Origin of the sequence: Amycolatopsis benzoatilytica AK 16/65, assembly GCF_000383915.1 — a bacterium.
In the GTDB taxonomy this organism is placed as follows: domain Bacteria; phylum Actinomycetota; class Actinomycetes; order Mycobacteriales; family Pseudonocardiaceae; genus Amycolatopsis; species Amycolatopsis benzoatilytica.
In genome coordinates, this window is sequence record NZ_KB912942.1 from 4,321,662 (window position 1) to 4,347,767 (window position 26,106).

The following is a 26,106-nucleotide window of genomic DNA, read 5'->3' on the forward strand; positions in this document are numbered from 1 at the left end:
GGCACCGCCCGCGCGCCGACGCCAGCAGAACCGGTCAGAAGAGCAGCGGCAACAGCGCTTGGCGCCGCTTCAGCACCGCGCCGTACCGGGCGTCCAGCCGCAGCCACGAGTCGGTCGCCGTCACCCGGATGACGTCGCCGTCGATCGACGAGTCGAACAGTCCCATCCCGGACAACGCGAACAGGCAGCGCATCTGCACCTTGACTTCGAGGTCCGCCCCGGTCACGGTCAGCACCGCCTGGTCCATCAGCGACGACGGCGGCGTGCCGTGCGGCCCGGCGTTGTCCCTGGCCAGTGTGACGCCCCGGTCCGCCAGGTCCGACACGACCTGCACTGGCAGCTCGTCGACCAGCTGCCACCGGTCCGACGCCGGCAGCTCCGCGTGCCACAGCAGGTCGCGCACCGGTCCCGGGTCCATCACCTCGCCGCCCGCGACCACCAGGGCCGCGAGCAGTTCGTTGCCGGACACCGTGACGTCCGCCGGCGTCACCGTGCCTTCCACCGCGCGGGTGGCCAGGACTTCGAACGGCGTCGCCGTCCACGCCTCCACCACCTCTTCGCCGCGGCGGCGCAGCCGGACGGCGGTATTGCCGTCCAGCCGCACCGCGCGAGCTACGAACGCGCTGAGCGTCTCGCGATCGCCCGGATCAGGGATCCGCAGCTCAGGCATCGGCGAACACCCGCTTGAGGAACTCCGATTCCGCGTCCGCGAACCGGCGCGGCCGGAGCTTCCCGGTGTCGTAGGGAGCCAGCACCGTTTCCGCGGTCACCGCCACCGCGTCGGACTCGTCCGGGCCGGTGCGCACCACGTAGCCGAGCGTCACAGTGGACGCTTTCAGCTCGGTGAGCTCGATCTCCACCCGCACCGTCAGGCCGGGTGCCGCGACGATCGGCGCGCGGTAGTGCACGCCGAGCTTCACCACCACGACGCCCTTCGGCAGCTCGGCGAGCCCCGCGCGCTCGGCTTCGCCGAACAGCACGGGGACCCGGGCCTCTTCGAGCAGCGTCACCACGTTCGCGTGGTTGACGTGCCCGTAGATGTCCATGTCCGACCAGCGCGGCTGGACGTGGGAAACGAATGTCACCGAACCGTGCTCCGGATCTGCCGGGCGGCCACGGACAGCGTCGCGAGGTCGAGCCGCCCGGAGCGGGTGATCTCGTCCAGCGCCACGCGCGCCCGCGAAAGCCGCGACGCGTTGGCCTTCTCCCATTGCGCGATCTGCTCGTCCACGGACAGGTCCTGGTCGCTGTGCCGCAAGGCGTCGAGCGAGATCGCGCGCAGCGAACCGTACACGTCGTCCCGCAGCGAGAGCCGCGCGAGGGCGTGCCAGCGGTTGCCGCGCTCCAGCGCGCTGATCTCGGTGAGCATCTTGTCGATGTCCAGGTGCGCCGACAACGCGTAGTACAGCTCCGCGGTGTCCGCCGGAGTGTGCGTCGCGTCCAGCCCGACCTGCTGCTCGGCCAGCTCCGCCACCTCGACCACGTCGAGCAGGCCGTAGCTGTGCAGCAGCAGCGCCACCTGGCGGGCGAGTTCGGCCGGGACGCCTTCGGAGACCAGCTCGGCCGCTTCCTGCTCGGCGGCCTCCAGCTGACGGCCGCGCAGCAGTTCGCTCAGCTTCGGGCCGAGTTCCGCGACCACCGGGCCGAACCGGTTGATCTCGGCCAGCGGCGCGAGCGGTTGCGGGCGGTTGGTGAGGAACCAGCGCGCCGCCCGGTCGAGCAGCCGCCGCGTCTCCAGCACCATCCGGTCCGCGACCGCGGTCGGCACGACGTTGTCCAGCGCGTCGATCTCGGCCCACAGCTTCGGCAGGTCGTAGACGTGCGTGACCACCGCGTACGCGCGCACCGCGTCGGTGGCGGTCGCGTTCATCTCCTCCATGAGGCGGTAGACGAACGAGATGCCGCCGCCGTCGACCAGCTCGTTGGTGATCAGCGTGGTGATGATCTGCCGGCGCAGCGGGTGCTGGCTGATCGCCTCGGCGAAGCGCTCCCGCAGCGGGACCGGGAAGTACTCCGGCAGCCGGCGCGTGAACACCTCGGACTCGGGCAGGTCGGAGGCCAGCAGCTCGTCCTTGAGGTCGAGCTTCACGTGCGCGAGCAGCGTCGCCAGCTCCGGCGAGGTGAGGCCCTCGCCTGCCTTCTCCAGCGCGCGGAACTGCGACGGGCTGGGCAGCGCCTCCAGCTTGCGGTCGAACGCGCCCTTCGCGACCAGCGCGGACACCTGCCGCGCGTGCACCGACACCATCGGCCCGGCGTGCGCCCGGCTGACGCCGAGCACCGCGTTCTGCCGGTAGTTGTCCGCCAGCACCAGGGAGCCGACCTCGTCGGTCATCTCCTCGAGCAGCTCGTTGCGCCGCGGGCGCTCCAGAGCGCCGCCGGACACCAGGTGGTCGAGCAGGATCTTGATGTTGACCTCGTGGTCGGAGCAGTCGACGCCGGCCGAGTTGTCCAGCGCGTCGGTGTTGATCTTGCCGCCGGAGCGGGCGAACTCGATCCGGCCGAGCTGGGTCAGGCCCAGGTTGCCGCCCTCGCCGACCACCCGCACGCGCAGCTGGTTGCCGTTGACGCGGATGGCGTCGTTGGCCTTGTCGCCCGCGGCGGCCTGGCTCTCGGTCTCCGCCTTCACGTAGGTGCCGATGCCGCCGTTCCACAGCAGCTCGACCGGAGCCAGCAGAATCGCCTGGATCAGGTCCATCGGCGCGAGCTTGGTGACGCCCTCTTCAAGGCCGAGCGCCTCGCGCACCTGCGGGGTGATCGGGACGGTCTTGGCCGAGCGCGGATAGATCCCGCCGCCCTCGCTGATCAGCGAACGGTCGTAGTCGTCCCAGGAGCTGCGCGGCAGGTCGAACAACCGGCGGCGCTCGGCGAAGGAACTCGCCGCGTCCGGGTTCGGGTCCAGGAACACGTGCATGTGGTTGAACGCGGCCACCAGCCGGATGTGCTCGGACAGCAGCATCCCGTTGCCGAAGACGTCGCCCATCATGTCGCCGATGCCGACGACGGTGAAGTCCTCGGTCTGGGTGTCCTTGCCCAGCTCGCGGAAGTGCCGCTTCACGCTTTCCCACGCGCCCTTGGCGGTGATGCCCATCGCCTTGTGGTCGTAGCCGACCGAACCGCCGGAGGCGAACGCGTCGCCGAGCCAGAAGCCGTACTGCGCGGAGACTTCGTTGGCGATGTCGGAGAACTTCGCGGTGCCCTTGTCCGCGGCGACGACGAGATAGCTGTCGTCGGCGTCGTGGCGCACCACGTCCGGCGCGGGCACGGTCTGGCCCTCGACCCGGTTGTCGGTGAGGTCCAGCAGGCCGGAGATGAACATCCGGTAGCAGGCAATGCCTTCGGAGAGCTGCGCGTCGCGGTCCACGCCGGCGTCGCCGGTGCGGGCCGGCGGCCGCTTCACCACGAAGCCGCCCTTGGCGCCGACCGGCACGATCACCGCGTTCTTCACCGCCTGCGCCTTGACCAGGCCCAGGATCTCGGTGCGGAAGTCCTCGCGCCGGTCCGACCAGCGCAGGCCGCCGCGAGCGACCTCGCCGAACCGCAGGTGCACGCCCTCCACGCGCGGCGAGTACACGAAGATCTCGAACTTCGGGTGCGGCTCGGGCAGCTCCGGCACGCCGCTCGGGTCGAGCTTGAACGCCAGGTACGGCCGCGGGGTCCCCTCCGCGTCGCGCACGTGGTAGTTCGTGCGCAGGGTCGCGTTGATGACCGCGAGCAGCCGGCGCAGGATCCGGTCCTCGTCCAGGCTGGTGACCTCGTCGATCATCGCGGAGATCTCCGCGGTCAGCGATTCCGCGTGCGTCTTGCGGTCCACATCGGACAGTTGCGGGTCGCAGCGGGTTTCGAAGAGCCGCACCAGCTTCGTCGCGACCTCGGTGTGCTTGACAACCGTGTTCTGGATGTATGCCTGGGAGAACGGGCTGCGCGCCTGCTGCAGGTAGCGCGAGTAGGCCCGCAGCACCGCGGCCTGGCGCCAGGCCAGCCCGGCGCGCAGAACCAGCGCGTTGAAGCCGTCGACCTCCGCTTCGCCGTGCCACGCGGCGTGGAACGCGTCCTGGAACCGTTCGCGCAGCTCGACCGCGTCGGCCTCTTCCAGGCCCTTCGTCGCGACGCGCAGTCCGAAGTCGTAGATCCAGCTGGCCCCGCCGTCCTCGCGGAACAGCTCATACGGCCGCTCGTCCACCACCTCGACGCCCATCGCCTGCAGCACCGGCAGCACCTTCGACAGGGTGACGCCCTCGCCGCGCAGGTAGAGCTTGAACCGCCGCTCGCCCGGTTCGGCGTCGGCGGGCAGGTAGAACGACAGCGCCAGATCGCCTTCATCCGCCAGGGTTTCCAGCTTGCCGAGGTCGGCGAGCGCTTCCTCGGCGGTGAAATCTTCCTTGTACGCCTCGGGGAACACCGCGCCGAACCGCTGCCCGCGGTCCACCACGGACTCCTCGCCCATCAGGCCGAGCGGTCCGCCGTCGCCGACGCGTTCGCGGCGCTCGGCGATGATCGCCTCCACCAGCCGGTCGTCCCAGCTGCGCACGACGGTGTTGAGCCGCTCCTGGATCCGCAGCGTGTCCGGTTCGATCGCGTTCGCCGGGTCGGTGTGCACCACGAAATGCACCTGCGCCAGCAGGGTTTCGCCGACCCGCGCGCTGTATTCCAGCTGCGTGCCTTCGAGTTCTTCGAGCAGTACTTCCTGCATCGCCAGCCGCGAACGCGTGGTGTAGCGGTCGCGCGGCAGGTAGACCAGGCAGGAGTAGAAGCGGCCGTACGGGTCCCGGCGCAGGAACAGCCGCAGCCGGCGGCGGTCCGACAGCGTGATCGCGCCGGTGGTGGTGGCGTACAGCGAATCGGTGTCCGCGGAGAACAGGTCGGCGCGCGGCCAGTTCTGCAGGACTTCCAGCATCCGCTGGCCGGAGAAGGACTCCATCGGGAAGCCGGCGCGGTGGATCACCTCGCGCACCCGCTGGCTGACCACCGGGATGTCGAGCACGTTCTCGTGCAGCGCGGTGGTGGTGAACATGCCGAGGAACCGGTGCTCGCCGCTGACCTTGCCGTTGGCGTCGAACGTCTTCACGCCGACGTAGTACGGGTAGACCGGGCGGTGCACCGTGCTCGGGGCGCTGGCCTGGGTGAGCACGAGCAGCGACGGCGCGAGCGCGTCGACCGAGCTGTCCGGCCCGGCCGTGAGGCTGCGGGCGGCGAAGCTGTCCTGGCGCAGCACGCCGAGACCGGACGCGAGAACCGCGCGCAGAGCGGGCTCGTCGCCGCCGGTCTCGGTGCTGCCGACGAGTTCGTATTTGCGGTAGCCGAGGAACGTGAAGTGGCCGTCGGCGAGCCAGCGCAGCAGCCGGGCGCCCTCGGCGACCTGGTCGCCGGACAGCTTCGGCGGGTGCTGTTCGAGGGTTTCGGCGAGCGAGCAGGCGGTCTGCGCCATCTTGTCGGCGTCCTCGACCACCTCGCGCACGTCGCCGAGGACCGAGGAGAGCCGGTTGTCCAGCTCGCGCGCCCGGTTCGGGTCGGTGACCAGGTCGATCTCGACCAGCATCCAGGACTCGGCGGACGCGCCGGCCGGCGGCTCCGCCGGGTCGGCGTCCGGGTGCAGGCCCTCCAGCTCGCCGGTCAGCCCGCGGCTGACCACCACGATCGGGTGCACGATGCGCTGCACCTGCACGCCGTCGCGGGCGAACTCCGCGGTGACGCTGTCTACCAGGTAGGGCATGTCGTCGGTGACCACCTGCACGACGGTCGCGTCGCGCGTCCAGCCGTCCTCGGCGGTGGTCGGGTTCAGCAGCCGGACCGCCGGACGGCCGGGCATCCGCTGCGCGGCGAGCTGCAGGTGCGAACGCACCGCGCCGACGAGTGCCGCCGGATCGTCGCCGACGATCTCGTCGGCCGGAATGTGCCGGTAGTACAGGCGGATCAGGTCCGCGATCTCCGGCGCCTGCGCCGCCGCGGTGGCGATCAGCTCGTCGCGGATCTGCTCCGGGCTGGCCGAACGGCGGGCGGAGCCGGCTTCGGTGCCGACATCGGGCGGGGACGAGACTCCCGTCGAGCTCATTGAGCAACTCTCCAGTGTGCGAGACCGAGACGCGTCCGTCACCACAACGTGCCGGACGACCCCACCCTAATCCGCCCGGGAACTGCGCTGTGCGGGGTAGGGAAAGACTTAAGGTTCGGTTTCGGGGCCGTCGCGGGGGCGGGCGCGCGGGATCGGTTCAGTTACCGACGGGTTCGATTCGAGCGGGCAGCGGCAAAAGGCTTGGCACGAGCGCGGCGGCCGGGTTTCAGTGGGATTTCGGCCGGGTCGGGATCGGTTCAGTGTGCGTATCGCCGGCGGCGGGACAGGCAGAAGGTTGCCTCGGAAGCTGGGAGATTTGCCACCCGGACGGGCTAATTCTTCCGTCGGCGGACGGGCGTCGGAGCGGCGGGCGGGGAATAGGCGCGGAACGCGCTGCGGCTGGTGTCTGACGCGTAACTTCGGTTATGCATCAACGGTCCCGGGACTGCTGCCTTCCGCGGAGCAATCGTTCGGGGAACGATCCCGGGGCGCGTCGGGTTCGCCGGTTCAGCCCTCCACCGCGCAGAACCGGGCCGGGCGATGGTTTCGGCTGCCCTCGCCCGATGCGAGAACGGGCAATCTGCCGCTGCCGCTCGCTTTACGCACAACGGCGCTGGACAGCCTCGGCCGCGGAGCCGGTTCCCGACCTGGCGAGAGAGAAGGAAAAGCTGGCGTCGCAACGAAACTCGGGCGACCGCAGCCGCCGGGACATCGACCGGACCCGGGCAATCCCGTGTTGTTCCTTCGCGAGGCCGCCGAAAACCGCTCGCCCGGCAGCCTGCGACGCACCGGCCGCGAAGTCTCCAATCACCCCGAGCGCATCTCTGCACTGTCGTCGCCGGCGGCCGAACCGCGGCTGATCCCCTCGCGCCGGGCAGCGGCCGACCGGGGTCAGTCGCCGTTGTTGCGGCGGCGGTCCGTCCTGGCCCGTCCGTTGATCGGCTTCGGCTCGTCCGCCGGGCCGAGCCGTTTCACCAGCGCGGCCGCGCTCGCGGTGCCCGCCTGGTGCTCGGCGAGCGCGCGGGCCAGCAGTTCGGCGAGTCCGGCGTCCGGCGGCGGCTCGTCTTCCGCGATGGCTCGCGCGTAGCTCTCCGGGAACGGCTGGTCCGACGGCGTCCACGCGTCGATGTCCGACAGCGGGTCCAGCGCAGGCGGCATCCGCAACCGGGGCAGCCAGGTCTCCTCCACCGGCGACGGCTCCTCCGGGCGCGGCGCAGGGGCCAGTTCCGGCTTCTCCGCCCGCTCGGGTTCCGCCACCACGGGTTCCGACGGCGCACCGGCGTCCGCGTCGTGCGCCGAACGGTCGGCGTCGTCGGCCCGGCGACGGCCCCCGCCGCCTCCGGACGCGGTGATGCCCAAGCGGTCCAGCACCGACTTCGCGGCTACCGAACCGTGCTCGGCGTCGTGCCGGGTCTTGCGGCCGCGCGCGTCCCGGCGGGCCGCTTCTTCCTGGGCCCACTCCGCGCTTTCCCACAGCGGCGCGGCCGGTTCGTCCGCCGGCGCGGGGGCCAGCGGCAGTTCCGGCAGGATGTCCGACAGATCCGGCATCCGCAGCGAGAACCTCGGCGACGAAGCCTCTTCGAGCGGCTCCTCTTCCCGGACGGCGACCTCGTCGACGGCCTGGGCGACCGGCGGCTCCTCGGTCCGGCGCGCGGAAGCTTCCGCCCGGCGAGCCGCCGCCCCCGCCGCGGCCTGCGCCCGGCGGTCCGACACGACCTCGACCGGCGTTTCTTCGGCGGCCCGGTGACCGGAGCCGGCTGGCAGGTCGTGCACGACCTGAGCCGGCGCCTCCTCGCCTGTCCGGGCGCTGGCCGCGTCCGATGCCGCCCAGCGCTCGGACGCGGACTCCATCGCCCGCGTCAGCACCTGCTCCGCGGCCCGGTCCCGATGGCCGCTCACGTCCGTCCGCACGCCAGCACCGGCAGCGCCCTCAGCCCGGCGACCGGAACCGGCCGCCGCCTGGTCCGGGACTTCGACCGCCGTCGAGCCGGCCCGCTTCCGCGGCGCGGGCGGTTCCTCGGCGACCGGACGTCCCCAGCCCGGCACCACCGGCGGCTCGCGGTCTTCCGCACGCCGCCGTCCGCCCGAATGCGGGCGCTCCGCCTCGGCGGGCTCGTCCCGCACGGCCGGGATCACGGACGTCTGTTCCACTGCCGTCTCCGCCGCAGCCCGGCGGAACGACCACGCTGGCTTCTTCTCCGCCGCTGGAGCCGCGGCAGGAGCCGGTTCAGCCACCCGCGCCGGCGCGACCTCGGCAGGAGCCACCGCGACCGGCTCCGGGGCAGCCGGCTCCGCGTCGATCCGGATCACCGGCATCACCGAGGTCACCTCGGCCGCGACGCGCGGCTCGACCTCCATCGACACCGCCCGCCCGGCCCGCGACGCCGACGCCGCCAGCACGTCGTCCAAGTCCATCGAGGCCACCGAATCCGCCCCGAGCTCGCCCGCGATCAGGCCGCACGCCTGCCGCCGCGCCCGAGCGTGGACGTGCTCGGCCGCGCGCGCCCGGTGCAAGCACCCGATGGCTTCCTCCGCGCTGCCGAACCGCTCCTCGATCTGCGCCAGCTCGAGCCACAACCGAGCCGTGACGGACGCCAGCCCGTGCCGGTCGGTGGCCGCGACGGCCTCCCCGACCAGCTCCGCGGCCGCGTCGCCGGCACCGGCCGGCAGGTGAATCCGGGTCGCGACCGCCAGCCGCAGCCACGCCGCCGGCGCGATCCCGGCCGCCCGGACCGGTTCGCGCAGCACCGGCTCGGCGATGTCGTAGGCCATGTCCGCGTCGCCGCGGTCGAGCAGCGTGCTGACCAGCTGCAACACCAGCCGGATCCGGACCAGACCGCCGTCGTCGCCGGGGCGGTCCAGCTTTTCCAGAAACCCGAGACCGGTCCGCGCGGCGTCGGCCGCGGCGGTGAGGTCGCCGTGGCGGCGGCGGTGCGCCGCCGTTCCGTTGCGCAGCAACGCCCGCATGAGCAGGCGGTCGTCCGCGTCCAGCGAGTCGTCGGCTACCAGCAGCCGGTCCGCCTCGACGAGCACCCGGTCCAGCTCCGCCTTCCGGCCGAACTGGGCGAGGCACCCGACGAGGTGGCACAGCGCTTCCGCGCGCAGCGACGGCGGCACGTCCTCGGACAGCACCGGCCGCAGCGCGGCCAGCCCTATCAGCGGGACGCCGAGACTCCGCGCGCACACCGCGAGATCCACGCGCAGCCGTGCCGCCGTGGTCGCGTACCCGGCGTGCTCGGCCGCGCGCAACGCGGCGACCGCACGGCCGACCGTCGAAGTGCGAGCGCCGGTCCGCACGCGGGCGGACACGACGAGCGCTTCCGCCCGGATCCAGTGCCCGTCCGCGCCGGCGGCTTCGGCGAGCGCCGCCGCGCGTTCGCCGAGGACCAGGGACAGCTCGGGCGCCCGAAAGCGCAGCGAGTCCGCCCGGTCGATCAGCCTGCCGAGATCGGCGAGGGTCCCGCCACCGGCAACGGCGGGCCGCCCGTCCGCGGTCGCGGACGGGCTGGGCCGGTTGTGCCTGCTGGTTTCCACTCGGGACCCCCGCCGCCGGTCAGTCGCGCTTCAGCTTGCGGTGGGTGACCCGGTGCGGACGAGCCGCTTCGGCGCCGAGGCGCTCGACCTTGTTCTTCTCGTAGCCCTCGAAGTTGCCTTCGAACCAGAACCACTTCGCCGGATCCTCGTCGGTGCCTTCCCAGGCGAGGATGTGCGTCGCGACCCGGTCGAGGAACCACCGGTCGTGGGAGATCACGACCGCGCAGCCGGGGAACTGCTCGAGCGCGTTTTCCAGCGAGCCCAGAGTCTCGACGTCCAGGTCGTTCGTCGGCTCGTCCAGCAGGATCAGGTTCCCGCCCTCTTTCAGGGTGAGCGCCAGGTTGAGCCGGTTGCGCTCGCCGCCGGACAGCACGCCGGCCGGCTTCTGCTGGTCCGGGCCCTTGAAGCCGAACGCGCTCACGTAAGCGCGGGAAGGCATTTCGACCTGCCCGACGTGGATGTAGTCGAGCTTGTCCGAGACGACCTCCCAGACGGTCTTCTTCGGGTCGATCCCGCCCCGGCTCTGGTCCACATAGGACAGTTTGACCGTCTCGCCGATCTTGACCGTGCCGCCGTCCGGCTCCTCCAGCCCGACGATGGTCTTGAACAGCGTGGTCTTGCCGACGCCGTTCGGGCCGATCACGCCGACGATGCCGTTGCGCGGCAGATCGAAGGAGAGCCCGTCGATCAGGAGGCGGTCGTCGAAGCCCTTGCGCAGCTTCTCGACCTCGACCACGACGCTGCCCAGGCGCGGGCCCGGCGGGATCTGGATCTCTTCGAAGTCGAGCTTGCGGTGCTTGTCCGCCTCCGCGGCCATCTCCTCGTAGCGGTCGAGCCGCGAGCGGGACTTGGTCTGGCGGGCCTTGGCGTTGGACCGCACCCACTCCAGCTCGGTCTTGAGCCGTTTGGCCAGCTTGGCGTCCTTCTTGCCCTGGACCTCGAGCCGCTCGCGCTTCTTCTCCAGGTAGGTGGAGTAGTTGCCCTCGTAGCCGACGACGCGGCCGCGGTCGAGCTCCATGATCCACTGCGCGACGTTGTCCAGGAAGTACCGGTCGTGGGTCACGGCCAGCACGGCGCCCTTGTAGTTGGACAGGAACTGCTCCAGCCACAGCACGCTCTCCGCGTCCAGGTGGTTGGTGGGCTCGTCGAGCAGCAGCAGGTCGGGGGCCGACAGCAGCAGCTTGCACAGCGCGACCCGGCGCCGCTCGCCTCCGGAGAGGTGGGTGACCGGCTCGTCCGCGGGCGGGCAGCGCAGCGCGTCCATGGCCTGCTCGACAGTCGCGTCGAGCTCCCAGGCGTCCGCGTGGTCGAGCTCCTCCTGGAGCTGGCCCATCTCCTCCATCAGCGCGTCGCTGTAGTCGGTCGCCATCTGCTCGGCGATCTCGTTGTAGCGGTCGAGCTTCCGCTTGGTCTCGCCGAGACCGTCCTCGACGTTCTGCCGGACCGTCTTGCTCTCGTCCAGCTCCGGCTCCTGCATGAGGATGCCGACCGTCGCGCCCGGCTGCAGGAACGCCTCGCCGTTGCTGGCCTGCTCGATCCCCGCCATGATCTTGAGAACGGTCGACTTGCCGGCGCCGTTCGGGCCCACGACGCCGATCTTGGCGCCCGGGTAGAACGCGGTGCTCACGTCGTCGAGGATCACCTTGTCCCCGACGGTCTTGCGCACCTTCTTCATGGTGTAGATGAACTCGGCCATGACAGCGATCGTAGAGTGGCTCCTCCGGCGGCCTGACGGCGGTCACCACGGTGCTACCGAGGGTCAGGCCGAGATCACGCGGACGACATCAAATCCGGCGGGTCACTCGGCCCGTTTGCCCTCGGCGAGGTTCTTCAGCATGGCGTTGTAAGCAGCCAGTTCCTCGCCGCCGGTGTTCTCCTCGCGCCGGTCTCGCCGCTTCGCCTCGCGCTCGTCCTGGCGCGCCCACTGCACCAGCAGCGCGATCAGCACGAGCAGCACCGGCACCTCGCCGGACGCCCAGGCGATGCCGCCGCCGAGCCGCTGGTCGGTGAGCAGGTCGCCGACCCACGGCAGCTTCAGCGACGTGTAGAACTCGCGGCCGATCACCGTCTGCATGTTCATCAGGATCACGCCGAAGAACGCGTGGAACGGCATCGCGCCGAACATCATCGCGAGCTTGCCGATCGGCGGCAGCCGCCGCGGCGCGGGGTCGACGCCGATCACCGGCCAGTAGAAGACGTAGCCGACGAGCAGGAAGTGCGCGTTCATCGCCAGGTGCGCCCAGTGGTAGTTGAGCGCGTTGTCGAACAGCCCGGAGAAGTACAGCGCGTAGAACGAGCCGACGAACAGCAGCAGCGCGACGATCGGATTGGTCAGGAACCGCGACACCGGCGAGTGCACGGCGGCCAGCAGCCACTCGCGCGGTCCGGGAGGCGCGTCGCGACCGGCCACCGGCAGCGCGCGCAGGGCGAGCGTGACCGGGCCGCCGAGCACCAGCAGCACCGGCGCGACCATGGACAGGAGCATGTGATTGCCCATGTGCACGCTGAACATCGCGGGCGCGTACCGTCCGATGCCCGAGGACGTGGCCAGCAGGATCACCACGCAGCCGGCCAGCCACGACACGAGCCGGCCGACCGGCCAGGAGTCGCCGCGCTTGCGCAGCCGCCGCACGCCGAGCAGGTACAGCCCGGCGAGGACGATCGCGAGGGTCCCGTAGACGAGGTCGAAGCGCCAGTCGGTGAGCAGCCGCCAGAACGTGGGCGGGCCCTGCAGGTCGTAGCCGATGAGGAGTTCGACCGTGCCGGGCTGGGTGGCCGCGTCCGCCGGCGGCGGCGTGCGGGCCAGGCCGGACGCGATGCCGATGGTGACGAACATGATCAGCACTTCGACCGCGGCGAGCCGGAGCAGCTGGCCGCCGCCCTTGCCCTCGACCAGGCCGGTGACGCCGCGGCTGCGCTGCTGCTGACCGAAGACTCCGAGCAGCAGCAGCGCGACGATCTTGGCGACGACGAGCAGGCCGTAGTCGGTGGTGAACAGGTCGCCGAGGTTGATCCGCACCAGTGCGTTGACGATGCCGGAGATCGCCATCACGACCCAGCAGACCAGCGCGAGCTTGGAGAACCGCTGCGCGGCGAGGCGGAGGTTCTTGCCGCGCCGCCAGCCGAGGGCGAGCAGGGCGAACAGCCCGCCGACCCACAGCGCGGCGGCGACCAGGTGGAACAGCAGGCTGTTGGTGGCGAGGTCGTGCGAACCGCCGCTGGCCGAGTGGCCGGTGACCGCGACCGGGATCAGGCCGGCCACGGATACGAAGAACAGCACCGCGGTCCAGCCCCAGCTGAGCACCAGGCGGCAGCCGAGGGCGAGCAGGATCGCGATCAGCGCGGTCCACAGCCACGCCTTGGGCTGCTCGATCGCGTCGATGAGGCTGAGCAGCGCGTCCGGGGACAGCACCTCGCCGAACGGCTTGCCCGCACTGTCCGCGGCGGTGAAGGCGACCGACAGGATCGCGGCGCCGAACCACACCCACGCGGCGATCCCAGCGGTCCGGACGGCCGCGTAGCCGTCGGGGGCCAGCGTGCCGGATTTCTGCGGCGGGACGAGGAAAGCAGCCAGCAGCAAGGAGCCGACGCAGACCACCGACGCGGCTTCGGCGAGTACGCGGACGACCGTGACGCCGTAGCGCGTGACGAGCCCGGGGTCGGGCAGACCGGCGATGACGTAACCCGCGCCGCCAGTAAGTGCGACGAGCCCGACCGCGACCACCGCGGCGAGCACGACGCCGACCGACAGCAGCGGAAGCACACTCGTGCGGCGTCCGGCGGGTTTCGTCACAGGTTCCGAGCTCACGCTACGAGACTAGGCCGGTCCGGTCCGGCCTAGCACGGGGGTGCGGCTATCGCCTCGCCACGTTCGCACTGGTCGAGCCTGGTTTCCAGAGCGAATCCGGTACCCGGCAAGGCATTCCTCTATGCTCCGCCGGTGACCAGCAGCCGGCGGCGCCGCCCGACGCTCGACGACGTCGCGCGCGCGGTCGGAGTGTCGCGCGCCACTGTGTCCAACGCGTACAACCGCCCCGACCAGCTGTCGGCGCAGCTGCGAGAGCAAATTCTGCGCGTGGCGGGTGAACTCGGTTACCCCGGGCCGAACCCGACCGCCCGCAGCCTCGCCACGAGCCGTACCGGAGCGATCGCGTTCCTGCTCGATTCGTCGCTGTCGGCGGCGTTCTCCGACCCCGCCCTGTCGATCACTCTGGACGCGCTGGCGAAGACCGTCGAACCGACCGGAAACGCACTGCTGTTGCTGCCCGGCCGCGAGGGCCAGGACGGCCCGCCGGCCGCGCAAGTCCTGGCGGCGCAGGCGGATGTCGCGGTCGCGTACTCGCTGTCGGACGGCACTCCCGCGCTGGAAGCCGTGCAGGCACGGGGATTGCCGCTGGTGGTCATCGACCAGCCGGCGCTGCCGGACGTGGCGAGAGTCGGCTGCGACGACCGCGGGGGCGCCGCCGCGGCCGCACGGCACCTGGTCGAACTGGGACACCGGCGGTTCGGGATCCTGGCCGCGCCGCGACTTTCCGGCACCGAGCCGACCAGCGCCTTCCATGGCACCCGGGAACGCTTGGCCGGCTACCTGTCGACGCTGTCCGCGGCCGGGGTCACCGACATCACGATCACCGCGGCGCCGTGGCTGTCGGCTTCGACCGCACGGGCGAGTGCCGCGGAACTGCTCGCCGCCGTTCCGCGTCCGACTGCCTTGCTGTGCATGTCCGACCAACTGGCGTTCGCGGCCATCGCCGCAGCTCACCGGCTTGGGCTGCGGGTTCCGCAGGACGTTTCGATCGTCGGTTTCGACGACACCCCACAGGCCGCGTGGTCTGAACCACCGCTCACGACGGTGCGGCAGGACCTGGCGGGCAAGGGCCGGGCCGCCGGATCGCTGATCCTCTCGGCACTGGCCGGGGAGGTCCCCGGCGGCCCGCTGTCGCTGCCGGTTTCGCTGATAGTCCGGGAAAGCGCGAGCGCGATTTAGCAAGACCGTTCGCCGATCTGTGGACAACCGAGCCCCATTCGAGTGACGGGGAACTACTTGTCCACAGACGTAGTAATGCGGGCAGACAAATCCGCCGAAACCCGCCATCGTTGGACACCTGCCCGGTTTCCGGCGCCCCGCCGCCGGTTCCCGGTTTCCGTCGCATCGAGGAGGGGAACCCCGAATGTTTCACCGTCTGACTGCCCGCCGTCCGCTCCCTGCTTTGCCGAGGTCCGGCCGTCGTTCGCCGCTGCGGACACCCGCCCGGGTGGCCGGTGCGCTGACACTGGCCGCCGCCGGGTTGCTCGGCGGTTCCGGCCTGGCACAAGCAACTCCGACTGCCGACGACGACGCTGCTGTTTCTGCCGCCGGCGCGCCTGCCCCCGCGCCAGCCTCTTCGGCTGGCGCGGTGCCCGCGGCCGCCGTCCGGGCAGCTCCCGCAACCGAAGATCCGGTGTGCACCGCGGGAGAGTTCTGCCTGTGGGACGGAGAAACGTATTCCGGCACCGCCCAGAGCTACGATCTCCGCACCGTCAATCCGGGTGATTGCATTCCCCTGCCCGAGGGATTCCAGGCGCATTCCTTCGTCAACCGGATGACCCGCGACGTCACGATCTACCAGGGAACGGACTGTTCCACCGAGGGAGATTTCATCACCTACCCAGGCGGTGGCACGTACGTTCCGCAGTCCCCGTTCGCAGTCCGAGCCCTGAAAGTGTGGGAGTAACCCGAGACCGGGCCCGGCGAACCCCCGGCTAGCTCCAGGCCGAGTCGACTCGCAGCCGACCGTGCGCCGGTCCAGGGGGGCCGCACCCCGAGCGGCCCCAGGCCCGTGGACGCGCGACCCCCACGTCCACGGGTCCCCATCCCCTCGCCTCCCGGCACCGGCCCCGACCCGGCACCGGGAGGCGAGGCCCGGGAACAGACCCTTTCCGGCCGGGCGGTCGCGCCGCTTCTTCCGGATCGCACCGTCCGCTGCCTGGCGACCGCGACCGAACGAACCCGAACGGTCACGCCTCGTCTCCACCCGCCTTCCCTGGCCGACACTCCGCCCGATCGCCCCGTCCGCCCGAGCCCGCGCCCCCAGCACGCCGGCCCCGGCACCGCAACCGCCGAACCGCCCAACCAGCCCAGGCACCGGCTCACGACAACATCACAAGATCGGCACAGTCCCCCCGTCCCGCACCGCCCGCCGACCCCCTCCGACCAGCGCTTCAGGAGTCCCCCATGTCCGCCCCGCCCGCCCGGCCGGTCTTCCGCGCGACAAGGCCACTGCCCCGGTGCCGCGTCCGACCAGCACAAACGCGCACCTTCGCGTGCCGTGGCGATCCGCACCCGAACAAACGCAAATCCGGCGAAGCGAACCTGAAACGATTCGACGGTGTCGAACGATCGAGAGATTGGCGATGACTAAGCTGCCCTTGCTGGAGGTCAGCAGCGGTCGACCGCCCGAGCCCTCGTAGCTCAGCCGGATAGAGCAAGAGCCTTCTAATCTCTAGGTCGCAGGTTCGAGTCCTGCCGGGGGCACTACCAGGGGAAACGCTGTGCGCGTCACGAGCACAGCGTTTCCCCAGCAAGAGATTTCACGGTTGACGTCGGCGGCATGGAACCCCTCGCCGAGGTCCATGAACCGGACACCGACCTCTCCACGCTGCCCGCGCTCCTGGACGACTGGAAGCGGTCTCTGCTCGCCCGGAAGATCGCCTCCAGCACCGTAGCCCTCTACCTGCGACATGCCCGTTACCTCGTCCAGTGGCTTGTCGAGCGCGACCTGTCGCTCCAACCGGAGGAGATCGGGACGGCGGACCTCGAGACCTACTTCGCCGAGCTGCTGAACCGCAAGACACGGCGCAACGGCCGAGAAGGCGAGACGGTCAAGCCCGCCTATGCGGCCGCGCAGTACCGGTCCATGCAGCAGCTGTGGACCTGGCTGGAGGACGAGGGCGAGGTCACCGTCAACCCGTTCCGCAAGATGAGGCCGCCGCGCTTCGAGACGCCGACGCCGCCGGTCCCGCCGGACGACGCGATCGCCGCGCTCCTCGCGACATGCAAAGGACGCACGTTCGAGAACCTGCGCGACGAAGCGATCATCCGGCTGTTCGCGGACACCGGCGTCCGCGTCGGCGGACTTGCCGGCGTCACCCTCGGCGACCTCAACTTCGACACTGACACCGTCGAAGTCACCCTCAAGGGCGGGCGCCGCCTCGTACTGCCGTTCGGGGCCCGGACATCCGATGCGCTGCGCCGGTACCGGAGAGCGCGGGCCAAGGAGAAGCACGCTGAACGCTATCGCGCGTTCTGGCTCGCCACCCGCGCCCGCGGCCCCCTCAAACCCGGCGGCATCCGACAAATGCTCGAGCGACGCGCCGCACGAGCCGAGGCCGACACCGGCATCCACCCCCACTCGTTCCGACACTTCTTCGCGCACAACTGGCTCGCCAACGGCGGCGAGGAACAGGACCTCATGCGACTGATGGGGTGGAAGTCCCGTTCGATGGTCGCCCGCTACGGCGCCTCGAACGCCGACGAACGCGCCCGCGATGCACACCGACGCCTGGGCCTTGGAGACCGGCTGTAGAGCGGTGTTGCCAAGAAAGCAGCCTCGGCGGGATCTTGCGCTCACGCCCCAGAGCCCTGAACAGGACAACGGACCTTTGTCTAGCAAACCTCTTCAGTGCAGTACATTCGAGTGCCAAGGGGGTCTTCAGCGTCGACGACTTGCCCGCCGACCCGGAACCGCCAGAACCGGCGAGGCCGATCGAACCCGATGACTATCGCGATGTGCTCGCTACGGCGTTGTTCGACCCAGCTCCGGACGGAACGCTGATCTTCCGGCATCACCAGTACATCGAGGCTTCAATCGGCCTGCCGCCAGGGCAGGGAGCTCACTGCCGGCCTCGATGGCTCCCGCGCCGAGTCTGCTGTAGATGGTGGCGTAGGCGACGGCTCCGGCGGTGTCGAGGACTGCGTCGATCAACGCCTCGGCGCAGGCGCCTTTGAAGGTGGAGCACCATGACGTTCACCGCTCAGCGGTGTCAGGCTTCACCGATCACGTGCAGCCACGTCACTTCGCCGGAATCCGGCAGCTCGCCGAGCGCGCGCGTCTCACGCGCGATCCGCTGCAGGACCTCGTCCCTCGTCCCGCTCCACGCGACGAAGTCGGGATCGCCTTCGACGAGATCCCCGGGAACCGCGCCCCGGTCCATGAGGTCCCCGATCAACGTCAGCAGCGCCGAGATCTGCTGTTCCAGGGTCGCGCCCTTGCCCGCCATCGCAGACGCCACCGCGGTCACCGGCGACATCCCGACCCAGTCGTCCTGGGCATACTCGACCAGATACTCGACGTCATCCGCGAACTCGACTGGCGTCTTCACTGCTTTCCCTCGCTCTCGATGTGATACCGCTTGACATTGTTCAGACCCTCCACGCGGTTGATGTCAAGGGTGTCGCCGCCCGAACCGCTGTACGTCCGGTAGGTCACCGATGCGCGCGGATCGTCGCTGATCCTCCACGTCTCCACCGTGCCCTTCGGCGTGTGCGCCACCTTGTCCGGCGGCCCCAGCCTCGCGCGCGCATCGTCGACCATCTTGCCGAGCTCGACCGTATCGACGACCTTGACGCCCCTGCTCTTCCCCTGGGTACCCCGGATCGAGCCGTTGTCGTCCGTGACGATGTCGTGTACGGCGGCGATTCGCTCCTCGCGCGTTTTCGCGACCTTGGCCTCGGGCACATGCTCCCCGCCGGCGCGCTCCCCTTTGCCGAGCAGGTCCTTCGCCGCCTTGCCCGCTCCGAACAGCAGCAGACCGCCGACCATCTTCCCGAGAGCGCGATCCCCGTGCCCGCTCGCCCAGTCATCCCAGGCGACTACGTTCTTGAACGTCTCCACCGGATGCGTGACGTTGTGCGCCATCGCCACAACCGTCTCGCCGGGGTCGGAAACCAGGTTCCACAGTCCTTCGCCAGCACCCGAAATCGTGTCCCAGATCCCGCCGAAGAAGTTGCCGTCCGATTGCTTCTGAGAGTCCTGCGGAGCCAGGGACGCCTCGAGACGAAGCGCGTCCGCACAGGCGTTTCCGGCCTCCTGCAGCTGCTGCCGCGCCCGCCCCAGCATCTCCCGCGCTTCCTGCCGCTGCGCCTCGCCGGGGTCTGCGAATGGCGGCGGCTGAACAACCGTCGGGTCGCCCTTCTGCTGGTGTTCCCGCGTCTTGGCCTCTGCGTCGGCGACCGCTCGATCATGGGCGGCCTTCGCCTGCGCTGTCGCGCCGTCTCCTTGCTGCCATTTGGCCACGGCTTCCGCGGCTTGGCTTTGCGCCCACTGCAAGGTGTTGGCGAAATCCTCGAGCGCCTGGGCACCATTCTGCAGCGAATCGGAACCCTGCAGCCAACGCGGCACCTCGGTCTGGTGGTCCTCGTGGAACTTGTCCGAAGCCTGGCCGGTCCAGCTGCCCGTATCGATGCGCTTCAATGCGTCCCCGACCGACGTGACGGTGTTCGCGCGCGCCTTCATCACCCGCACGTTCTCGAAGACCGCGGGCGGATCGCCGGGAACCAACGCTTTCGGATCCGACGTCTCGCCGAGTTCGCCCATCAGTAGCCACTCATCGGCTGATCAGGCGTGACCGCGTCCGTGCCAGGATCCACCTTCAGCGCTCCCGTATTGCTGTGCTCGACGGCCCGGTATGCCTGCGCAGCCTTGCCCAGCATGTCGCCAAGGTCATTTGCGCGGTCGCACAGAGCATCCAGCCCCACGCTCCATTGCCCGCAGAAGTCAGCGAGGGCATCGTGCACTCCGCTGTGGCCGTACAATTCCGGCTCGCCGCACAACCCGCGCAGCTCGAAATCGTCCTGGCTGCGCCACAGATCCTGCATGTTCTTCGACGCAGCTTCCAGCACGCCGACGTCGACATGGAATCCTGGACCGTCCATAGATCTCCCCTCTCCATCCCCGCGGACCCACCCAGGCCGCCAAACCCCTCACCCGTTCTGCGGACGCCGCGTCCCGGCAAGCTCAGCCCAGGCACTCGCCACACCGTCCGGCGGAGCCATCCGTGCCAGTATCGGAAACCGGTGCTCGTCGGCCGGATCGAGCATCAACCCGACCCCAGGCGGCACCAGACTCAACAGTTCGGCACCCGTACAAGAAATGAAGAAGCCGTCGCCTGCGTATGCGACCAACCGCTCGGGAGTCGAGAAGACCGGCATCCACCGGCCCCGCGAACCCGTGTCGGTCACGAGCAACCCCGGCTGCTCGGTCCGCAGCGTCCACACCACCGCGCTGGCGAAACCGTCCATGAAATCGCCCGGACCCCGGTACCCCTGCCATACCTCCCGGGCGAGAACCGCCAGCGGCGCATCTGCCTCTTGCCAGCCCACGGCCGACACTATACGTGACCACGCGGGTGCGTGGAGCCATCTCCGGGAAGAACGCCGTTGGTACCCGGACACGACCCGGACCAGCCATGAGTCAGCGACCCGGGCATGCCGACGTCAGACCCGCAGCCAACCACGCGAGAAACACAGCCTCCCCCGAACGGGGTACGAGCTGCAGGACGACCGCCTGAACCTGAACGGCATCCGGCTCCTGCTCGTGAAGCAAGCCACTCCCGGCAACAGGTCCTGGCACAGAACGATTCGGAGACGGCGGGGCACTACCGCTCGCAGAGGGCGTGCTCGATGACCGTGGCCAGCGGGTCCGTCTCGCCGATGTTGTCCAGCGTGAACGTGTTCACGCTGATCATCACGCTGCGCGTGCCGTCCTCGGTCACGCCGTTGCCGGTCAGGAAACCGTGGACGCCGCCATCGTGTCCCCAGTACCCGCCGCACGACGTCGGGGTCCAGGACAAGCCGAGCCCGTAGCCGTCGTCGCCGGTTTCGCCGACGCGCACGATCTTCTTCATCTCGGCCAGCTGGGCGGGACGAAGCACTTCGCCGGCCATCAGCGCTTTGAGGAACTTGTTGCCGTCCTCGGTGGTGCTGATCAGTTCGCCGTCCGCGCCGCCGCCCATCGCCTGGTTCATCGAAGTGGCGTCCACTCGCTCGCCGGGCTTGTCCGTGCCCGGGACCGGGAATCGGTGGTAACCGCGGGCGTGCGGGCCGGGAATGCGCGGCGACGTGCCGGGGGCGGAGGTCCCGTGCAGGCCCAGCGGCCGGATGATGCGGTCGCGCACCTCGTGCCGCCACGACTGGCCGGTCACTTTCTCGATCACCATCCCGGCGAGGACGTAGTTGGTGTTCGAGTAACCCCAGCTCGTTCCTGGCTGGAAATCCGGCCTGCGGGACACCGCCTTCTTCACCGCGTCGGGCGCGCTGAGCCGGTCGTAACGATGCTCGAAGAAACCCTTCTCGTCCCCCAGTTCGGACAGATCGCCGAAGTAGTCGCGCAAACCGCTGGTGTGCTGCAGCAACTGCCGGACGGTGATGGCGCGGCCGTCGTTGCCGTTGCCCGCCACCAGCCCCGGAAGCCACCTGTCCACGGTGTCCTCGAGCGAGAGCCGTGCTTCGCCCACGAGCTGCAAGACGGTGGCGGACACGAACGTCTTGGTGAAGCTGGCGATCCGGAAATGCGCGTCCCAGGGCACCGGCGTCTTCTTCTCCAGGTCGCCGTACCCGCTGCGGACTCTGACCCGGTTCCCCGAGGAGGTGGTCGATTCGATCAGCACGCCGGGCGCGCCGTTGGCCACGAGCTCGTCCGCGTCGCGTTGAAGGGCGCTCTCCGAGGACGCGGCAGCGACATCGGCAGGCACCGGAATCCGCTTCGCACCGGGGGAAAACGGGCGGCCGCGGCGGTCACTGCCGTCGTCATTCGCGAGTGGCACAGAGTTTCCCTTCCCGACGGATTGCGACACAGATTGCCGTTTGGCGCGGCAGAGCTGGGCGTTCAGGTGCAGTATAGCCGGAATCTTCTTCCAGCTCCAGGAAGTTCCACCGGAAGAACTGGTGGAAGTTTTCCGTCTTGCGGTTGATTTCCCGTTCTTTTTCAGTCTGACCTGTTAGGTTTCGCTACATGGACAAGCGGGAGGAGTGTTTAGCATGGAGAAGAAAAGCGGTGCGCGAACCGGAGAAAAGGAATGAGCGCGAGGATCGGGCGATCGTGTGCCGCGGCGCTGCCTGCCACCTTGCTCGCCGGCCTCGCCACGCCGGCTCTCGCGGCCGGCGCCGAGCCGCCTCACCGTCAGGCGCTCCGGACGGTGATGGACGAACTGACCGCCGACCGGGCCGCCGGTGTGCAGGTCCGGGTGCGCGACGAGCTCGGCGACGGAGCGGCAGCGCCGGGTTGCGCAAGCTCGGCGAACCCGGTTCGCCGTCGGCCAAGGGGCGATTCAGGATCGGGAGCATCACGAAAACCTTCGTGGCCGCCACGGTTCTGCAGCTGGTGGGCGAGGGCAAGCTCGGACTGGACGATCCGGCGGACAAGTACCTGCCGGAGTTCGCGCTGGGCAAGAGGATCACTGTTCGCATGCTGCTGCAGCACACCAGCGGCTTGTTCAATTACACCGGCGAAGAGAAGCCCGACGGAACCATCGAGCCCGGCATTCCCATATCCGGCAAAGAGTGGCTGGACAAGAGATTCCACAACTATCACCCGGAAGAACTGGTCCGGCTCGCTTTGTCGAAGCCCGCCAACTTCCAGCCGGGTGCGAAATACTCCTATTCGAACACGAATTACGTACTGGCCGGCTTGCTTGTCGAGAAGGTGACCGGAACCCCGTACGGTGTTCAAGTCGCTCGTCGCATCATCAAGCCGCTGGGGCTGGATTCCACCGTCGTCCCGGGCACGAACCGGGCCATCCCCGGCCCGCATGCGCACAATTACCTGACCTGCCGCCAGGGTCCTGCGCTCACGACGGTCGACGTCACCGAACTGGACCCGTCGCAGGCGTTCTCCGCCGGGGAAATGGTCTCTACCACGCAAGACCTCGACACGTTCTTGTCTTCGCTGCTCGGTGGCAAGCTGCTTAAGCCGGGCTTGCTCGCCGAAATGCTCAAGACCGTGCCCGCCAGCAATCGCACGGGGTACGGCCTGGGTATTTCCGTGACCGAGTACGCGCCCGGCTGCATCGGCATCGGTCACGGCGGCGACATCCAAGGAACCTCAGCCGACATGATCAGCACGGCCGACGGCAGGCGGCACGTTGAATTCTCGGTGAACGCGGGCATCCTCGAGCCGGGCTCGAAGACGGAGGAAAGGACGGCGGCCGCGGAGTCGAAGCTCGTTGTGCATGCGCTGTGCGGGTCACGCGCGGAAGGAGGGCACCGATGAAGTCCCTGGTCCGTAGGGCTGTGGTGCTGTTCCTGAGTTCGGCTTCGCTGCTGAGCGGGACCGCAGCAGTCGCGAACGCCGCAGGGCCGCCGCTCGAGTGGCGGCCCTGCGCGGAGAAGCCCGAGGTCGAGTGCGCCACGTTGGCGGTACCGATCGACTACGCGAAGCCGGACGGGGAGACGCTCGGCCTGGCCGTCTCCCGGCGCAAGGCGACCGATCCGGCGAAACGGATCGGAGTGATGCTCATCAACCCCGGCGGACCAGGCGGCTCCGGCGTGGATATGTCGTTCGACGCGCCCAAGGACTTCAGCCCGGAACTCCTCCGGCGTTTCGACGTCATCGGGTTCGACCCGCGTGGTGTCGCGCGCAGCCGGGCGATCGTGTGCTCGCGGGAAATGCTCGGCAAAGAACCGACGCGGCACCCGGCGAACGCCGCGGAGTTCGACCGCTACGTCGCCTACAACAAGGACCTCCGCGAGGACTGCCGCCGCCGCACCGGCCCGGTGTTCGACCACGCGTCGACAGCCGAGGTCGCGCGCGACATCGAGGAGATCCGGCGGGCTCTCGGCGAGAAAAAGATCAGCTACTACGGTGTTTCGTACGGCACGATCATCGGCCAGCACTACGCGGAACGCTACGGCGACCGGATCCGCGCCATGGTCATCGATTCGAACATGGACCACAGCGCCGGCACCCGCCAGTTCGTCGAATCCTCGGCGCGGACCGCTCAGGATTCGCTGATGGAGTGGGTGAAGTGGAACGACCGCACGCCGTCGTCGCCGCTGCACGGGCAGGATGCTGGAAAGGTCTGGGAGGACCTGCTCGCGAAAGCCGCTCGGGGCGAACTGCCCGACCCGGCCGCGCCGTCGGGCAACCTGAGCAAGGACAAACTGGCCGAGAAGGCGGTGAGCATGGCCTACGGCCCGGATTGGAAAAAATTCACCGCCGAAGTGATCTGGCTGCGGGACGGTGCACCGACGGCGGCACGGACGGCCGGCACGACCGAGAATGCGTTCGCCGGGATCTTCTGCAACGACTACGACCTGCGGGTCCGTTCGTACCGGGAGTACAACACGCTCGTCGATCTCGAGACCCGCGTCGCTCCCCGCGTCCCCGGGTCCGTCCTCGGACACGGTGCCATGATGACGTGCCTAGGCTTTCCCCCGGCAAGCAACCCGCAACGGGACCTGAAGATCCGCAACGCGCCGAAGATCCTGCTCACCAACGCCGTCCACGACCCGGCCACGCCGTACAGCTGGGCAGAAAACGCGCACCGACAGTCTCGGGACAGTACCGTCTTCGTCGCCTACGAAGGCTGGGGCCACGGGGTCTACTCGGCCAGTCCGTGCGGGCGCGCGATCACCGACCGCTACCTGCTCGAGCTGAGCCTGCCCGCCGACGGCACCAGGTGCCCGGCCTTCGAAAGCCCGGACACCGCGAGCGGCAAAGCACAGGCAGGCCCTTGGGCCGTCCGCGGCTGGGGACGCGTCAGTATCTGATTCCGCAGCCAATTCTCGTCGTCCGTGAGGGGGTCCCTGAGGGAATCTGATTCCCTCAGGGAGGCCCTCACGGACCTGCACACCGGGCCAGATGGGGATCACTCGCGGCACCCGGGCCGCCGTGGCACAAGCGCACAACCTCGCGATCGGCATGACGCGCTCGCCGATCTGGGCATGCTCCGCAGGCGCGCACCGGGGAGTTCAGGACGGCATTAGCACGAAGAGAGTGGCAACCATCTTGAAGCTGGCCGCGGCGCTCCGCAGCTCTTATCCGCATGCGCGATGCCTGTCTCCGAGGAGGACTGGATACAGGCACTCTGGCGTTGGCGTAGATCTTCGAGACGGGGAGCAGCCCCGGACTCCGGCGGGCCGTGGAGTCCGGGGCTGTGCGCGCCGGAGCGGGGGGTCCTCCCGCGCGCGGAGGGCGGTTCGGGCTCAGGGCCCGCGAACCACCAGGATCAAAGACAGGGCGAGAGTCAGCCTCCCGATCCCCTGTTTGCGGCCGGCCAAGAGAAAACTACGTCATCGGATGTGGTCACAACAGGAAGAACTACCGGAAATTTCACCGGGAGGGTTGCTGAAAGTGGGCCCGGAAACGTCGACGACCTCTGCGACGTCAAGGTTGCGACGACTGCTCGGCAGGATCGAGATTCCCTTGTGCATCCAGGCAAGTTTGGCCCGCCTGCCGCCATCGGGTTTGGCGGTGTTGGATTCATCCAGCCGAGAGCAGTCGATCGAACCGTGGCCGACCGCCGTCCGCACCGAGCATGGCGACCCGGAATCGGTCCGTTGTGGACAGTTGGCCACCCGCTCGCCGACTCTCGGCAGAACGCGGACCTCGTCCAAACCGTGCATGTGCTCACCGATGCCGCCGCAGGCAAGCCCGGGCAGCTCAGAGAATCGCCGGAGAGCACGTTGCGCCAGACCTGCAAACCCACGCCGCAGGATCAAAACTCGGCGCAGGCGGCCATCAGGTGCGGCGGCACCCGCTCGCCGCGTGACCCGGAATGGCACTGATCGAGGCCGATAGCTGTCGCGATGCGTCTTCGCGAGGCGCCGTCAGGCCCGGTCTGAGCGACGGTCGGCGAGCGGCGCGAGAATCGTGTCCAGGCCGAATTCAAAGACGTCCCACTGGGTGAAGGCGGGGAAATCGTCGGTGAGCGCGTGCATGGACGGGTACGCCTCGGCGGGCAGATGCGCCCACTGCTGCCGCACCCGTTCCCAGTGCTGCGGATCCTCGTCCCAGGTGCGCCGGACGGGGTAGACGGTCGCGCAGCCGAGCACGAACCGGATCAGCGTGGCCAGCAGGCCGACGGCGGTGCGGTGATCGACGTTCAGCCGCGCCAGCCGGGCATACAGCTGTTCGGCGATCTTGGCTTCGACGTCGTCGACCTGCCGGGTCGACTGAACGTCCAGCTGCAACAGCGCGGGATACGCGGTGTAAAGCCGGAAGTAGGCACGCATCACCTGGCGGAGCCATTCGACGTCCTCGGTGCCGGGATCGGGCCACTCGAACCGGCCCAGCAGTTCCGTCGTCACCGCGGCCAGGATGGCGTCCTTGTCGCGGAAGTGCGTGTAGAGCGCCATCGGGCGCACGTCCAGTTCCCCGGCGAGCCGGCGGGTGCTCAGCGCGGCGAGCCCGTCGCGGTCGATCAGGTCGATCGCCGTGTTCACGATGCGTTCCGGGCTGAGCGTGCCGCGCGGCGCCCGCGCGTGCGGTGTGTTCTGCGACGACATCCGGCTTCCAGTCTCGTTCGGGCAGGAACGTTCGGCCAAA

Annotated in this window: 17 protein-coding genes and 1 tRNA gene; 6 read left to right on the plus strand and 12 right to left on the minus strand. The window is 69.5% G+C overall.

What is annotated here, in order from left to right:
- Positions 1-34 precede the first annotated feature (34 nt).
- The 6 genes from AMYBE_RS0119890 to AMYBE_RS0119915 all read right to left on the minus strand — a co-directional run bounded on the left by AMYBE_RS0119890 (position 35) and on the right by AMYBE_RS0119915 (position 13,391).
- Positions 35-670 (minus strand): DUF8010 domain-containing protein, encoded by a 636-nt coding sequence (locus tag AMYBE_RS0119890; RefSeq protein ID WP_020661148.1) that lies wholly within the window; start codon positions 668-670, stop codon positions 35-37.
- Positions 663-1,085, minus strand: coding sequence for an acyl-CoA thioesterase (locus AMYBE_RS0119895; RefSeq protein ID WP_020661149.1), 423 nt, complete (start codon positions 1,083-1,085; stop codon positions 663-665). Before AMYBE_RS0119895 ends, AMYBE_RS0119890 begins: the two co-directional genes overlap by 8 nt.
- Positions 1,082-6,049, minus strand: coding sequence for an NAD-glutamate dehydrogenase (locus AMYBE_RS0119900; RefSeq protein WP_020661150.1), 4,968 nt, complete (start codon positions 6,047-6,049; stop codon positions 1,082-1,084). Before AMYBE_RS0119900 ends, AMYBE_RS0119895 begins: the two co-directional genes overlap by 4 nt.
- Positions 6,050-6,940: 891 nt before the next feature.
- Positions 6,941-9,583, minus strand: a complete 2,643-nt coding sequence (locus AMYBE_RS0119905; protein ID WP_020661151.1) for a hypothetical protein — start codon at positions 9,581-9,583, stop codon at positions 6,941-6,943.
- A 19-nt stretch (positions 9,584-9,602) separates the two neighbouring features.
- The gene (gene ettA, locus AMYBE_RS0119910) at positions 9,603-11,279 is read right to left on the minus strand and encodes an energy-dependent translational throttle protein EttA (protein ID WP_020661152.1); all 1,677 of its coding nucleotides are present in this window, start codon (positions 11,277-11,279) and stop codon (positions 9,603-9,605) included.
- Positions 11,280-11,381: 102 nt separating this feature from the next.
- Positions 11,382-13,391, minus strand: a complete 2,010-nt coding sequence (locus AMYBE_RS0119915; RefSeq protein ID WP_027927826.1) for a bifunctional copper resistance protein CopD/cytochrome c oxidase assembly protein — start codon at positions 13,389-13,391, stop codon at positions 11,382-11,384.
- Between the two features lie 132 nt (positions 13,392-13,523).
- On the opposite strand from AMYBE_RS0119915, the gene AMYBE_RS0119920 reads away from it, so the two are divergent.
- The 4 genes from AMYBE_RS0119920 (at position 13,524) to AMYBE_RS0119935 (ending at position 17,148) form a co-directional block, all read left to right on the plus strand.
- Positions 13,524-14,570, plus strand: coding sequence for a LacI family DNA-binding transcriptional regulator (locus tag AMYBE_RS0119920; RefSeq protein ID WP_020661154.1), 1,047 nt, complete (start codon positions 13,524-13,526; stop codon positions 14,568-14,570).
- Positions 14,571-14,838: 268 nt separating this feature from the next.
- On the plus strand, positions 14,839-15,297 hold the full coding sequence (locus AMYBE_RS46230) for a peptidase inhibitor family I36 protein (RefSeq protein WP_020661155.1): 459 nt from the start codon (positions 14,839-14,841) through the stop codon (positions 15,295-15,297).
- Positions 15,298-16,023: 726 nt separating this feature from the next.
- A tRNA-Arg gene (locus AMYBE_RS0119930) sits at positions 16,024-16,097 on the plus strand.
- A gap of 76 nt (positions 16,098-16,173) precedes the next feature.
- Positions 16,174-17,148, plus strand: coding sequence for a tyrosine-type recombinase/integrase (locus AMYBE_RS0119935; RefSeq protein WP_020661156.1), 975 nt, complete (start codon positions 16,174-16,176; stop codon positions 17,146-17,148).
- A gap of 457 nt (positions 17,149-17,605) precedes the next feature.
- Here AMYBE_RS0119935 and AMYBE_RS0119940 read toward each other — a convergent pair whose 3' ends face one another.
- From AMYBE_RS0119940 to AMYBE_RS0119960, 5 genes are all read right to left on the minus strand, one after another.
- A complete protein-coding gene (locus tag AMYBE_RS0119940) occupies positions 17,606-17,944 on the minus strand; it encodes a hypothetical protein (RefSeq protein WP_020661157.1) in 339 nt (112 codons plus the stop codon).
- Positions 17,941-19,158 (minus strand): WXG100 family type VII secretion target, encoded by a 1,218-nt coding sequence (locus AMYBE_RS0119945; RefSeq protein WP_020661158.1) that lies wholly within the window; start codon positions 19,156-19,158, stop codon positions 17,941-17,943. The genes AMYBE_RS0119940 and AMYBE_RS0119945 overlap by 4 nt, the downstream gene beginning before the upstream one ends.
- Positions 19,158-19,496, minus strand: a complete 339-nt coding sequence (locus tag AMYBE_RS0119950; RefSeq protein ID WP_020661159.1) for a hypothetical protein — start codon at positions 19,494-19,496, stop codon at positions 19,158-19,160. Before AMYBE_RS0119950 ends, AMYBE_RS0119945 begins: the two co-directional genes overlap by 1 nt.
- Positions 19,497-19,544: 48 nt before the next feature.
- Positions 19,545-19,943 carry an SseB family protein gene (locus tag AMYBE_RS43425; RefSeq protein WP_154676254.1) on the minus strand — a complete coding sequence of 133 codons (399 nt, stop codon included), beginning with the start codon at positions 19,941-19,943 and terminating at the stop codon, positions 19,545-19,547.
- A 275-nt stretch (positions 19,944-20,218) separates the two neighbouring features.
- Positions 20,219-21,385 (minus strand): serine hydrolase domain-containing protein, encoded by a 1,167-nt coding sequence (locus AMYBE_RS0119960; protein ID WP_020661161.1) that lies wholly within the window; start codon positions 21,383-21,385, stop codon positions 20,219-20,221.
- Positions 21,386-21,843: 458 nt separating this feature from the next.
- Here AMYBE_RS0119960 and AMYBE_RS0119965 point away from each other — a divergent pair, with 458 nt between their 5' ends.
- Together AMYBE_RS0119965 and AMYBE_RS42010 are read left to right on the plus strand one after the other, a co-directional pair.
- Positions 21,844-22,830, plus strand: coding sequence for a serine hydrolase domain-containing protein (locus AMYBE_RS0119965; RefSeq protein ID WP_020661162.1), 987 nt, complete (start codon positions 21,844-21,846; stop codon positions 22,828-22,830).
- Positions 22,827-24,329, plus strand: a complete 1,503-nt coding sequence (locus AMYBE_RS42010) for an alpha/beta hydrolase (RefSeq protein ID WP_034287131.1) — start codon at positions 22,827-22,829, stop codon at positions 24,327-24,329. The genes AMYBE_RS0119965 and AMYBE_RS42010 overlap by 4 nt, the downstream gene beginning before the upstream one ends.
- 1,059 nt (positions 24,330-25,388) lie before the next feature.
- On the opposite strand, the gene AMYBE_RS0119975 is transcribed toward AMYBE_RS42010, so the two are convergent.
- Positions 25,389-26,066, minus strand: a complete 678-nt coding sequence (locus AMYBE_RS0119975) for a TetR/AcrR family transcriptional regulator (protein ID WP_020661164.1) — start codon at positions 26,064-26,066, stop codon at positions 25,389-25,391.
- Positions 26,067-26,106 lie beyond the last annotated feature (40 nt).

Coding starts and splice junctions, on each gene's coding strand:
- AMYBE_RS0119950 (WP_020661159.1), bottom strand. CDS start 19,496: ATGGACGGTCCAGGATTCCATGTCGACGTCGGCGTGCTGGAAGCTGCG.
- AMYBE_RS0119935 (WP_020661156.1), top strand. CDS start 16,174: ATGGAACCCCTCGCCGAGGTCCATGAACCGGACACCGACCTCTCCACG.
- AMYBE_RS0119900 (WP_020661150.1), bottom strand. CDS start 6,049: ATGAGCTCGACGGGAGTCTCGTCCCCGCCCGATGTCGGCACCGAAGCC.
- AMYBE_RS0119945 (WP_020661158.1), bottom strand. CDS start 19,158: ATGGGCGAACTCGGCGAGACGTCGGATCCGAAAGCGTTGGTTCCCGGC.
- ettA (WP_020661152.1), bottom strand. CDS start 11,279: ATGGCCGAGTTCATCTACACCATGAAGAAGGTGCGCAAGACCGTCGGG.
- AMYBE_RS42010 (WP_034287131.1), top strand. CDS start 22,827: ATGAAGTCCCTGGTCCGTAGGGCTGTGGTGCTGTTCCTGAGTTCGGCT.
- AMYBE_RS0119890 (WP_020661148.1), bottom strand. CDS start 670: ATGCCTGAGCTGCGGATCCCTGATCCGGGCGATCGCGAGACGCTCAGC.
- AMYBE_RS0119975 (WP_020661164.1), bottom strand. CDS start 26,066: ATGTCGTCGCAGAACACACCGCACGCGCGGGCGCCGCGCGGCACGCTC.